Source organism: Rhodococcus sp. IC4_135 (assembly GCF_011602025.1).
GTDB lineage: Bacteria > Actinomycetota > Actinomycetes > Mycobacteriales > Mycobacteriaceae > Rhodococcus_F > Rhodococcus_F baikonurensis.
Genome location: NZ_JAAOLG010000068.1, coordinates 1 through 12,110 on the forward strand (window position 1 = coordinate 1; position 12,110 = coordinate 12,110).

Annotated in this window: 9 protein-coding genes; 1 reads left to right on the forward strand and 8 read right to left on the reverse strand. The window is 61.0% G+C overall.

The features are described from left to right. Positions 1-221 precede the first annotated feature (221 nt). Complete coding sequence (locus G8767_RS34335) at positions 222-1,193, reverse strand: DUF4192 domain-containing protein (protein ID WP_240952993.1); 972 nt, start codon at positions 1,191-1,193, stop codon at positions 222-224. A 487-nt stretch (positions 1,194-1,680) separates the two neighbouring features. Here G8767_RS34335 and G8767_RS34340 point away from each other — a divergent pair, with 487 nt between their 5' ends. Next, the gene (locus G8767_RS34340) at positions 1,681-2,382 is read left to right on the forward strand and encodes a hypothetical protein (RefSeq protein WP_070161035.1); all 702 of its coding nucleotides are present in this window, start codon (positions 1,681-1,683) and stop codon (positions 2,380-2,382) included. Positions 2,383-2,544: 162 nt separating this feature from the next. Here the strand turns inward: G8767_RS34340 and G8767_RS34345 are convergent, their stop codons facing one another. The 7 genes from G8767_RS34345 to G8767_RS34370 all read right to left on the reverse strand — a co-directional run bounded on the left by G8767_RS34345 (position 2,545) and on the right by G8767_RS34370 (position 11,780). After that, positions 2,545-3,765, reverse strand: a complete 1,221-nt coding sequence (locus G8767_RS34345; RefSeq protein ID WP_166814164.1) for an RNA-guided endonuclease TnpB family protein — start codon at positions 3,763-3,765, stop codon at positions 2,545-2,547. A 132-nt stretch (positions 3,766-3,897) separates the two neighbouring features. Next, positions 3,898-4,380 carry a hypothetical protein gene (locus G8767_RS34350; protein ID WP_240952994.1) on the reverse strand — a complete coding sequence of 161 codons (483 nt, stop codon included), beginning with the start codon at positions 4,378-4,380 and terminating at the stop codon, positions 3,898-3,900. Between the two features lie 89 nt (positions 4,381-4,469). Beyond that, positions 4,470-4,604 (reverse strand): hypothetical protein, encoded by a 135-nt coding sequence (locus G8767_RS36445; protein ID WP_277346949.1) that lies wholly within the window; start codon positions 4,602-4,604, stop codon positions 4,470-4,472. Between the two features lie 21 nt (positions 4,605-4,625). Further along, positions 4,626-5,258 (reverse strand): helix-turn-helix domain-containing protein, encoded by a 633-nt coding sequence (locus tag G8767_RS34355; protein ID WP_166814166.1) that lies wholly within the window; start codon positions 5,256-5,258, stop codon positions 4,626-4,628. Positions 5,259-5,265: 7 nt separating this feature from the next. After that, entirely contained in the window at positions 5,266-5,997 is a 732-nt protein-coding gene (locus G8767_RS34360) for a hypothetical protein (RefSeq protein WP_003942446.1), read from the reverse strand. After that, entirely contained in the window at positions 5,997-11,306 is a 5,310-nt protein-coding gene (locus G8767_RS34365) for a telomere-binding protein (protein WP_166814168.1), read from the reverse strand. Before G8767_RS34365 ends, G8767_RS34360 begins: the two co-directional genes overlap by 1 nt. 198 nt (positions 11,307-11,504) lie before the next feature. Next, positions 11,505-11,780, reverse strand: coding sequence for a hypothetical protein (locus G8767_RS34370; protein ID WP_166814170.1), 276 nt, complete (start codon positions 11,778-11,780; stop codon positions 11,505-11,507). Positions 11,781-12,110: the final 330 nt, after the last annotated feature.

A 12,110-nucleotide genomic window follows, 5' to 3' on the forward strand; every position in this document is an offset into this window, starting at 1 on the left:
GGGGTAACCCGGGCTACGCCCGGGGCTCGGACGCACGGGCGGCAAGCCGCCCTGTAACGGAAATTCCCGCCGCTGCGCGGCCGGGGTTGCGGGTATTTCGTTGCGCTAAAACGAAATTTAGAAAATCGCGGCGAAACGAGAATCGGCGCTCGGCTCCATCGGCGCAGGGCAAGAAAATCGGTGGCGCAGTCACGAAATGCATTGCGCCACCGATTCGTTATCTACTGCGCCTGGGTTTGATGTGCCAGAACTGCCGCAGTCCGCAATTGTTCCCAGATCGCGGGGTGCAGACCGTTGTCGAGAACCTGCTCGAACATTTTCCCGAAGCTGTGGGACGGGTCGAGTCGGCGGCCGCTCGTCAGTGCTTCACGTGCCAGCGCGGAGCGGCGATTGACCCAGTTGAAGACTCCGGCGAACACCATGAGCGGACCGGCCAAATCCTCGGGTAAAAGTGCGCCGACCTGCCGCATTACCTCGGCGGCTGAATCGGCATTGTTTTCGTCGATGTGTGCGAACAACAGATCGCGCACCGTCACGTCATGCATGGCAGCAGCAATAACGGCTGCGTGCTCATCGGTAACGGTAATGCCGTGCTGTGACGTGCCGTCCAGGTAGTGCGAAAGTGCCAGATCGAATACCCGATCGGCCGCTCGCTGTGGCTCCATGGCGCGTAGAACGATGCGCTTGGCGCCGAAGGCCCGTGAGGCCGCCGCAGCGCGTTCCGGACCGTGCTGTGCGGCGGTAAACCCTGCTCGGATCTCGCTGCGGGTTTTGAGAATCGTTGTTCCCTCAAACAGCGCTTCGGTGATCAGCGGGTGTGCTGCGAGATCGACGGGTGTACCCGACTGTGCGGCAAGTGATCCCGCGCCCGTCCATCGGCGTACCAGACCATCGGTGAAAACGAACACAGGGGGAACTGAATCGGGCCGAAATGCTTCGAGCGCTTCGGCTACGTCATTGCCCCGTTCGAGCGTGCCAAAGACAACCACGAGCATCGATTGGCACTCTTCCAGGGCTGGTGTCACACGCAAGGAACTCAGAATTCCCTCCGACACGCCAGGGAGCAGGTTGAGGAGGGGGAGCATGGCGACCCTGCACGGGTGCACATCGAGGGTGATGATGACCAACTCGTCCTCGGGAAGATGGCCACCCATAGCCACGGCACCGGCGACAACATCGGACGGGCTGGTCATTCGGAAAGCTGGCATTACGGAACCCCTTTGGGTCGGTGGGCGAACTGGTCAGATTCACCCGGTGGATTGGACTGACGAACACTTGAAAGTTACCCCACACGTACGACAAAAAGGCGCTTTGACCTGTGTCTATGTCCCCGGCGCACCCGGTGCCGGGGACATAGACACAGGAGGCGGCGCAAAGCGCGCCGGCCTCCTGTGGTCCTAGGTGCTAAAGGGCAGTGATCACCTCGGCTGTGAATCTGCCGATCCGGGTGCGGGACAGACGAGAATTGATGCCGCGCACATGCTCCGAACCAGGCTTCGCGCTGATTGTCCGGCAGAGAGCGGCCGCAGTCTGGAGCGGGTGGGAGCAGGCGCCAGCTGGCGAGGCGTTACACGTCCGCGAACTGGCGGTTAACCGGTGGCCACTCCATGCTGGGGTGGAGCCGCATAAACGTCTGTGCAGCAACAAGTGCCACGGAACTCGTAAGCGGATAGTGGCGCGGTGGCAGATTTCTTGTTGACCCGAATCACCGGATACCAGACGGCCGCGCATCGCGGTGTTGATGCAGAGGTGTGGATGCGGAAGACTGCCGAAATGAGCCCACGACAGAGCTGGTTGGACCGAAGGACTGATGTGTTCCTCGACGAGGCGAACTCGCGCGGATTGGCAGCCCCGAGAAAAGTTGTCTCGGCACTGATTGAGACTGCGGTGAACGAGGTCGCGGTTCGTATGAGTATCACCCCGGTCACCGCGCGGAAGTACTTCACCGACGACGATGTTCGGGCACTTGTGCACTCTGCTGCGGAATCGATGTCAGCAGAAGCTCCCGGTGCCCAACTTTCGGATCTCGATCCCACTCACACTGTGCCCACGGCTCTCGCGGGCCGCACTGTTGCAGGTCTTGCCATTATCACCGAACTGGCGGCGTCGGTAGGCCTCGGTTCCGAGAAGGCCGATCTCGTCCACGAATTGGCCCAGACCTTGTCGTTGATCACAGCTTGGGGAATATCTATCGAGACAGCTGCTAAAGCGGGCCGGCATGTAGGTGCGGTGCACGAGGCCGCTATTCATCGCACTATCCGAGAATTCGAACGCGGTAAGGCATATCTCGCTGAAGGAATAGTGCCTCTCGACGGCGGAGACCCTAACGCTCTTGCTCACGCTTTCGACGAAAATGTCGCCGCGTTACGCGGCGAACTGTGACCTTCCGGTTCAGTTGGCTGCAAGATGGCGTAACAGATTCAGGGGGTTCGCTGCGAAACCACCTCCGCCCGTGGGCCAATCAGTACATCTCCGAACCCTCACCGCGAGAGGTCCCGTCATTGACATCCTCTCCGTCCTTACGGACGGAGATTCCCTGGTAGCTCAGGCTACCGAGGTGGTTGGTGCGGCACGCAGGCGTGACTGATGCACCCGATCCCCCGAAATGTCCTCGGGTTGGTGTTTGATGATGAAAGCGCGATCACGGATGTTGATCGCGGCATTGGTGTCCGCATGATGCTCGAAACCACAACCCTGGCATCGGAAAACCGCTTGGCTGTCGCGGTTTTCGGGGCAGGTGTATCCGCAGTTCGAGCACTGCTGCGAGGTGTACGCGGCCGGAACCGCGACGACAGACATCTTGTGGGCGAGACGTTGCGCGAACTTCCCCCAATACGAAGCCAGGATCGCCCGGTTCAGACCGGACTTCGCCCGCCCACCATTCGGCAGGAACGCTCCAGGTCGGCCGGGGTCGGGTTTCGGTGTCGCACGGCGAGTCATGTTCCGGACCGGTAGATTCTCCACCGCCGCAGCGCAATACGTGGAGGCGAGTTCGGTGGTGGTTTGTTCGATCCAGTCACCGCGCCGATCCATCAACCGCAACCGCAACCTACCCAACTCGGCTTTCGTGCGGTCCCGGTTCGCCGAACCTTTCTGCTGGCGGGACAGACGCCGCTGCAGGGCCACGAACCGGGTCTGTTCCCCGGCAGTGAATCCGGGAGCATGGAACATGCGGCCATCGCTGGTGGCGATAGAGTTCGCGACGCCACGATCGATACCCACGACTGCTGTCGTATCCGGCATCGTGCGTGCTGCTGGCGGGGTCGTGAAGCTCACCGTCCACCGGCCGTTCGCCAGCGTGATCCGAGCCGACGTCGCGGCGAAAATGTCGGTCCAGGCGCGAGAGATGCGGAACCGTATCCACCCGGCCTTCGGCACCAGAATCTCGCCCCATCTACGATTTACCCGCCGCACCGACAGATCACGTACGACGAACCCTTTCCGGACATTCGAGCGTTTCTTGAACGTCGGGTACCCGGCGCGGCGGGCGAAGAAGTTGGTGAATGCCCGATCGAGATCTCGCAAAGCGCCCTGTTGCACGACGGTGGAACCGGCGCGCAGCCAGTCGAATTCGCGCCTGGCTGCGGTCAGGTCAGCGGCCTGCGAGACGTAGTTGATCTTCTGCCGGAAATGGCGTCGCGACTGCGTCCACCACGAGCGCTGCTCCAACCCGACGTTGTAGACGAAACGAGCGTGATCGCAGTGCATCACCAACACGTCGAGCTGCGCACCCTCGCCGGGGTACACACGCTGAACGATGCTCATGCGGACATGCTGACACGCATCACCGACAAGAAACCGCCGGACGCAGGATGTGGCATTTTTCTCGCAGATGGAAGATGAAATCGTGAGTGCCGGAAATTGCAGAAGAGTCGAGTATTCGTAGCGAAGGCTCCGTCACTCTCGATGTTGAGAGCGACGGAGCCGTGGTGCGGACGCGTCCAGCACCCCACTTTTGATCTGATCGAGTGTTGCCCAAAGTTTTTCATTGTCGTGATCACTACGATGCTGTTCGATCGCGGACACCAGCTCGTCGATCACAATCCTCGATGGCGGATTGAAGGAAGCCGCCGCCGCCCCCGCCCACGACATGGGTTCCCCTTCACGGTTGAGAATGCGGTCCAACGCACCTTCGCACCGTTCGAAGAATCTCCCCGTCCGTTTGACCTGATTTGCATCTTGGTCGCTCGTGTCGAGCGCAGCCTCTGCGAGGTCGAGAAATCCATTGATGATGATGGTGGCACGCTTGCGCAGAACTGGATCGAACCCTAAGGTCGCCCAAAAAGTGTTCCACCGCATTCGGTATCTGCGCTCGGTATCGAGTGGCACGAGATGATCACGGATCATCCGGCCGAGTGCTTCGTCATCGAGATCGCGCAAGTGCGCCGCGAGGAGCGCCGGCTTCGACGCCGCCGGCAGTGGGTGTGGATCCTTGACGCGTTGCCAAGGCTGTGGGCCTACGGATTCGATCACGACGGAAGGTTCTCCGCCGGCCACGACACATCAGTCGCGCCGGCCGGCGACGCCCCTGCCTGGTCATCGATCAAGAACTCGGACAGCACAGCGCTGACGCGAGCTTCGATTGCACTGTTGGTGGGATTCATGTTCATGTCCTTATCTGCCGTTCATTTCAGTTCTCTCGCCACAGCTAACACCGCAAGGTCGACAGCCGGCGCGTCATCGGACCAGACCTGGGTTCGGCCCTGAGCCAGGATTTGAGGTCGGGGGTGCACACGCCATGGCTCCACTTCCTGTAGGACCTCGTGGGCCAGCACGACACCATGGAAACGGGTAGGCAGCGTCGTGAGGTCAACGATGGAGCCTCTACGGCGGAACTCCTTCATCGACCGCGCTGAACCGTTACTGATGACAACCTGCCGCCACGGCTTGCCCGCAAGGTCCACGATCGCAACCACATGCGAATCGAGCCATCCACGATCACGCCACGCTGGCAAAATGCCTCGACCTTTTGGTAAGGCGATCGAAGTTATGGCGTCGCGGGCGTAGTCGGCTTGTTGCTGGCTGCGCAGCTCCGAATCCGGCGCCGGCAGACGCAACTGCGCCAACCGAGGAGAAGGGATCGCCGCAAGCTGGCGGTTGGTGCCAGAAAGCCACCGTCGCACGGTGCGCGTTGAAACCCCGCAAGCCTCGGCGACGACCGCGACGTCCACTCCCCCGCGCTCGGTCTCGCCGTAACAAGTCCGGAGCATCATTTCGAGTCGCTTGCGTGTCCACCGCGGTCCTCGCCGAGAGGTCATCGCTCGCTTACCGTTCCACGTCGAAGCTATTGATTTGGTAGAACTCCCAGCCACCGACATAGTCTTGGGCTCGGCTGTTCATCCAATTGATCATTCCCTTGTCGCCCCCATTTTCGTAGGCGCTCCACATGGATTCAACCTGGTCGGGTGTCAGGGCCAAGGTGATCATTCGGTCCCGCGCATACTCCCGGGTGCCGGGCCCCTGTACTGCGTCGATCTTGATCTTCCCGCCGAAGTTCGACAGTGCTTTTCCTCGTGCGCTGCTGCGTACGCTCGACATCGCTTCTTTACGTGAGGTTCGAGTGGACGCGGACTGTTTCGCTTTGCGGGCCAATGCATTCAAGGTTTCGGTGCGTGGCTTCGCAATTCGCTGTCGGCCCTCGGGAGCCAGCCAACGCTCGACTGTTCGTTTGGAGACACCCAAATCACGTGCCGCTGCAGCGGTGTTGATTTCGCTGCGCTTTCCCGGTCCGTAAGCGGCCAGCAGCTGAGCCTTCAGGTTCGACGCATTTGGCTGTCCGGAAATGTCGGCCCCTTGCCGGCCGGTCAACTTCCCGAAGAACTCCCCCTGAAGTTTTCCTCGTTCCCCCCGCAAGACTTCCCGGATGGCAGTCTGAGTGACACGAAGCTCTTTGGCTGCTCGCGAGATGTTGATTCGGCCGGCCACGACAGACCCGAAGTCGGAAAGACTGTCTGCGATGCGCGAATACGACGCCCTACTGAGTGGGTTGCGTGCCATCAGGAATCAATCCCCTCTGCACTAGTTGCCCATTCGTTCGGAGCAATCAGCTCCGACTTCCCCCGATAACCTTTGCCGTCCAAATACTGCAGGTGGTCGGACAACAGTGCCGATCCTTCCGGCTTGTAGTTTCCGAACCCTCGTCCGAACTGCTTCTGATCTCCAGGCCATGCCAATTGTGGATCGCGCTCGTCGGAGACGTACAGGACGGTGTCTTTGGTGACTGCTACGGGCCACACTCCGCTGTCCTCGCCGATCTTCGCGATCCGGTACATGATGTTCGCGCGAGATTTAGCGACAATGTGGTGGTGTCGCTCGGGCGAGTAGCCGGGTCGCCCGGCCAAATGCATGTCGGAATTGAGCATGCCAATGGTGTGTGTGTAGATCACTTTGTTCTGCTCACGCGCCAACAGTGCGTCGGTGTCGCCCTTGATATCCAAGGCGGTTCGCGCATCGCGAATGCGTTCGTACCAGGGCACCAGAACTCGTCCGTGATCTCGCCAGACGAATGCTTCCAAGATCTCCGGCTCGTAACCGAGTTGGGCAGCGCGTTCGAGAGTCGGAGTGGTCACCCACTTCGGTTCGGAGATAGACAGCCCCATCGGATTCAAGGGATTCGGGTAACGCCAGTCCGCTGCGTCGGGGATCTCGACCAGCCAGTATCCGGGAAGTTTGCGATCGAACACCATCCCATCCGGGTGATGCTCTGGTTCCCCGATCGGCAATTCGAGACCGGCAATACCGGCAGCATAGGAACCGCCGCGATCGAAGGCATGAACGTAGCGGCATTTCGCCTCTGAATCGGAAAGGGTTCGCGACCAGTCGATATCGGCTTCGAAGATCTGGAACTTCTTCGCAAAATCCGAGTCGGACGGCGCGAAGATCCGCTTCCATTCCTTGGGGCGTGCGGCGATCATCAAGTCGATCCCGGTCGATGCGGGACTTACAGCCCACGGGAATCGGAGTGCCCCGGCCAACAACGCAAGCCGCCTTGCCAACGTGGCTGCGGTTGGAGAGTCGCCAAGTACGGGCATCTCTTTCGGATCTTGGCTCATCCCGGAAATCAGAGCTACCCACACGCCGCGGGCCTCGCCTCGCCACACACGAGTCCAGGTCCCTAGCCGGTCACCCGGCTGCCCGCCCAGGTGCCATCCCTGAGCCAGTGCATCGGTCACAAATGCAGATTCGGCCGACAGCTCCTTGAGTCGATCATTCCTGTTGCGTTTTCCCAACGTGCTGGTGTCAATGCCAACTTTCTGGGCCATCGCATCGGTGATCCAGATCTGACCAGGCACAGACCACGTGTCAGACGTCCACGTTCCGAGATTCAGCGTCGTGACCAGCTCGGCGACATCTCCGACATGAGCGATCGGAGTAGCCAGCTCGTGGCGACTGCCGTCCGGCAGCCACACTCCGTCGACATCGAGTACCGCAGCAGGCGCAGTGAACGCGGTCGCCTTCTCCTTGCCGGTCGTCTTCACTACCTTCGTGCGAGTCTCAGTGTCTTTCGGTGCTGGCGCTACCGGTGGTGAAGGTTCGGGAGCTGGCGTGATTTCTTCCTGAGTTCCGGTTGTGCCAGCTGCAATCGCCCGAGAAGCGGCGGTGCTCTGCCACCAGCACGGGAGGTGCATCACGAGTCCGTCGATCTCCCAGCCAGCCTCGTCGCCATGGCAGAGAGCGCAGGTAGATGTAGGTGAGATCTGGAACCCGTCTGCGGAGAATCCCTCTGCATCGGTTTCAATCGCCATTTCAGGCTCCTTGTCGGTAATCGAGCTGGTCAGGCTCTTTGCTTCGGTGGACGAATCAGTCGAAGCTACTCCGTGTCCTGGACTGGTTGGACTACTCAGCCAGCCCTCGAAGAGATCCGGAATCACGGAGTGGCTCGAAGTCGGCTGGTCGGTGGGCTGATCATCGGGCGTCGGGTCCGTTGGTCCGCCCCATCCGGATTCGGGATCGATATTGTCAGGGCCGTCGTTGCCGAAAAGTTTGTCCAGCCGGAGAGCGACCATGCGCTGACGCCGGTTCTCGCACTTGATCATGCGCTGCACGGTGTAGCGGGGCATCCGTCCTTTTCGCTCTTCCGCGATCAGCACACCTTCGTCGTACAACGCCCTCGACGCCGTACCGCGATCGATTTGCAGTCCGTCTGTCATCGTTCCGCCGGCGGCCTTGAGTACCTGCTCGAGTCCGGTCAATTCGAGAAGCAGCTGTGGGTCCCCGTCGCACGGCCGAGGGTTCGACACGACATAACCCAGACGGATACCGCGGGCTTCCTCGCGCCACCGCTGAGCTCCGTCGTTGCTGACGCCCATCGAACTTCGGCGCCAACCCAGTCGGCTGGCCAACGGCCATTCCGGCGCTTCCCCGGTTTCGACATCTTCGACAAACGCCAAACCAGTCTGCAATGCGTGTACCAGCAGCTCGCGCACTCGTCCGCCGGTACGCATCGGAAGATCGGGGTCGGTCGAAGCTGTTGCGGCATCGGACAATCCGAGAGTGACAAGGTCGCCTGTTTGCGCAACTTCCCCTTCTGTCAAGGCGCCGATATCGACGAGAAAGCGTGACATCGCGTGCCATCCAGCCCACAAGGAGCCCAAAGCATCTGCCTGACGGACGCTTTCGCCACTATCGCGCAGCTGGTTGCCGTAGGTGTTTCCCTCGGCGAATGCTTCTTCGCGAATTTCCTCCAGCCGTGGGCACAGCCACTGCAAGAAGCTTGCCATCAGGAGAGCCCGCCCGTGCCGAGAGTCGGCGCCGTCGAGCCGCTTGAGCTCTTCGAGGTCGATCTCGGCAGCCTGAAGGGGGACGACCAGCATTCGCTGGGCTCCCGATCCAGGGCGAGGCATGACTTCAGACGTGATCAGTGCTGACGCCCGCGGCGGTGTGCCATCGAGGACTCCGAGACCGTCTCTGGTGCTGCGGCTCCTCTGCTCGCCATTGTGAACGAGCCTGGCGAACTCTTCGAGGGACTTCTGTGCAGCACCAAAATCGCGTGTCGGAGCGACATCATCTGCCCAGTACAAGGCGTCTTTCGCGGCGTTGAGCTTGATGCGTAACGCATTCAAGGTGTCACCGTTGCCGGACATCGATGTCGCTGGACGCCGGCGGTCCCATTTTTCTCCCCAGTGATGCATCACAAGGGAGGCGATCGAGGTCTTGTAACTGCCCGGGGATCCGATGAGTGCTAGCACCCAGGGGTTCGGGCCGAGCGCGGACCGGAAGACGTGGCCGAGCAGCGCTGCCGAGACTCGGGTGGGTGTTCGTTCGAGCATCGAGGCGGAGTGCAGCAAAAATGCCTCCCGGATCCGCTGAGGATCAGGACTGGGTGCCGGCAAGTCGTACATCCTCAATGGCCCGGTCAGGAGGACTGGCGCCACCCGTCCGCCATTTGCGTCGATAGCACCGCCGGCGTGTACGAAGAAGTATTTTCCTTGCTCGTCTCGCCGCCATCCGGTGGATCGATACCGTACAACCCGTCGAATCTCGCGTCCGCCAGCGCCTTTGAGTGCGTCACGAAGCTTTGCAACGCCGCTAGGACGGCTGTCGTAAGCAGGAGGGCCTGGCAGAGTTTCCACCCACGCGCAGTCCCGGTACTCCTTTGCCGGGATCCGGATCCGCAGAAACTCGCGGCTGTCCGGATGCGTGTATCCGATGATCACCGCAGTCAGCTCCTGAGGCGAGGCAGGGTTAATTTCGTTCTGACCGGCCATCGCTTCGCGGCCCATCAAATCAGGCTCGTCAACGTCCACCCCATCGTCAGTGACTTCGAGATATTCCATTTCGACGATGCGAGCATCGATGTCCAGCACCAGCTTTGCCTGCTGATCGCCGTCTTTCCTGGTGACGATCTCGACGAGGTTTCCTTCGATGATTCGATAGACAGGGGCGATGAAATTGGTCCCGCGGATGCCATTGAGAACCACGACCGACGTCGCCGCCGGACCGTTCGCTGCGGTGGCCTCGCCCGCGCCAGCTTCAGCGACTGGAGCGGGTTCTAGCTCCGGATCCTGCAGCAGCGGAGGGATCGCGACGCCTGCGATCTCGTGAGCAGCGCGCGCCGCCACCCGTGCAGCATTCCAAGCAATCGTCGCGGACTCGACGGCTTCGCCGGCCCACTCGGTGCCTTCCTCGGCTGCCTGCTGAACGACTTTGTCCACGAGCTCGCTCAGATGCTCAAAACGGCGCTCAGCCTCCAGAGCCCAGCGCTGAGCGCGCACCAACTCTTCGTCGGACTCGACCTGCGTGTCAGCTAGATCGACACGCGCTACGGCCTCGGCGAGCGCGACCTCGACAAGGGTCTGCTTTTCGACCACGTCAGCAGCGAAGCTATGTGCGGCGACTTCTCCTGGACGGACCGGAGTAAACCCACCCCACTCGTCCTCGTCCGACCACAGCCCAGCTTCGACGTGGTCGGTGAAATCAGACTTCGGGGTGACTGTCGCAGGGAGTAACAGTTGAACCTCGGCGCCGACTCCACCCAGCAATGACGCAAGTTCTATGCCGCGCTTCCATCCGGCGCCATCTCGATCGAGAACGACGCGGACCTCTGCACCTTCGAAGAGCTCAGCGCAGGCAACGGGAAAGTTCAGCCCACCCTGCGCATTGGTGGTCGCGACCTGACCCAAATTCTCGGCGGTCTCGACATCCTTCTCCCCTTCGAGCAACCAGACCGGTGACCCGGCAGCCAAGGCAGACAACAGGGCGGGAAGCCGATAAAGGACAGATTCGAAACCTTCGGGCTTGCGCTTGAGTCGGGTGCCGTTGGCACTGACAAACAACTGCCGGAACTGCTTATGACGTGCGCCGCCACAAGCACTGCATTCCTCGCGAATGACTTCTTGGACGACGACGCCGTCCGCAGACACGTACGGGTAGACCTTGACTCGATCCCAGCTGTGCTCAACCTCTGGGGCTGGCGCAGCTACGGCGATTCGAGCCGGCAACCGCCCGCCTTTAGGGCGTCGTCGACCCGCACTCCGTTGTTGAGCCGATCGTCCGACCCGAGTGAGTGCATCGCGCTCAGGAAGCGGTTCGTCGAACAGATCGACCATGGTCAGGCCAAGGCCCTCGGCAATTTCCGTAGCAGAGGCGTTGCAGCCGTGGCAGTGCAAAAGCACCATGCCGCCGCGATGACCATTGACCCAGCTCACTGACAAGGACGCATGTCGGTCCGCGTGGACAGGGCACAAGGCCATCAATTCGTGAGGGCTGCGGTGTTGGACCCCGCCATTGGCGTCGACCGCGGTGCGTACGCGGTCGAATGACGACATAGGGCCCGTCGCGGCGCCGCTCGATGCAACCGCCGTCATGCGATTGCCTCAGCGACACTCGACGCCAAGCCTGGCGAGTGTGCGCGGGATTTGGTTAGAATGGCCATAAGTCCTCTGGACTTGAGTAAGTGAAGTTCGGAAAGTGACGTTGCAAGTCGCTTCCCGGGACTGAAATCGAATCGAAGAACCCCCTCCGGCCGGCAAAGCAGTGGGGGTTTTTCGCTGTCTAAGGCCAATTCATGCTGGAACCGAAAGTTCGCCGTCGGCCGCGTCGCGAGCAGCCTGCGTCCGATGAAGTGCGTAACGGGCGTCGTGGATCCGGAGTCGCTCCGGATCCAACTTCTTGAGGATGTAGTCAGGAATGTCGAGGTTCGAGGCGCGCGCCATGACGAGCACCCAGTAGTCCCCGAGATCGATCCCGAGTTCGTCTGCTCGACGCTCGTAGACCTCGGCCTGGTTGAGGGGTGCGCGCACTGAGAGGCACCTGCGCGCGCCTTTACTTGGTCGTCCCATGGGATGAGCGTAAATCGAAACTGATTCTGAAACGGTGACGCTGGCGGTGTCAGCGTGTCGTGCCTGGCGCTGCTCATGTCTGAAATCCCCTCAACCCTCGCAATGAATGCCTCTGATCAGAGGAAGATCCGCGCGACCCGCGCCGTGTGACAGATGGGGTCAACAAATCTTCGTGCGCATCATGTCGCGACACCTGGACGGGCTGAGTCGGAGCGGAGTCTGGAAGCCAACGGCGCGACCCTGCCCACTACTACGTGTGACCTATGCGCGAAGACGGTGGGGAGTGGGGGGAGTGGGAAGAAACACCAGCTCAGAGGCAAAAAACCACTC

What these genes read in the sequence shown, in the direction of transcription:
- G8767_RS34355 (WP_166814166.1), bottom strand. Translation starts at nt 5,258, where the DNA reads ATGACCTCTCGGCGAGGACCGCGGTGGACACGCAAGCGACTCGAAATG.
- G8767_RS34370 (WP_166814170.1), bottom strand. Translation starts at nt 11,780, where the DNA reads ATGGGACGACCAAGTAAAGGCGCGCGCAGGTGCCTCTCAGTGCGCGCA.
- G8767_RS36445 (WP_277346949.1), bottom strand. Translation starts at nt 4,604, where the DNA reads ATGAATCCCACCAACAGTGCAATCGAAGCTCGCGTCAGCGCTGTGCTG.
- G8767_RS34365 (WP_166814168.1), bottom strand. Translation starts at nt 11,306, where the DNA reads ATGACGGCGGTTGCATCGAGCGGCGCCGCGACGGGCCCTATGTCGTCA.
- G8767_RS34360 (WP_003942446.1), bottom strand. Translation starts at nt 5,997, where the DNA reads ATGGCACGCAACCCACTCAGTAGGGCGTCGTATTCGCGCATCGCAGAC.
- G8767_RS34335 (WP_240952993.1), bottom strand. Translation starts at nt 1,193, where the DNA reads ATGACCAGCCCGTCCGATGTTGTCGCCGGTGCCGTGGCTATGGGTGGC.
- G8767_RS34345 (WP_166814164.1), bottom strand. Translation starts at nt 3,765, where the DNA reads ATGAGCATCGTTCAGCGTGTGTACCCCGGCGAGGGTGCGCAGCTCGAC.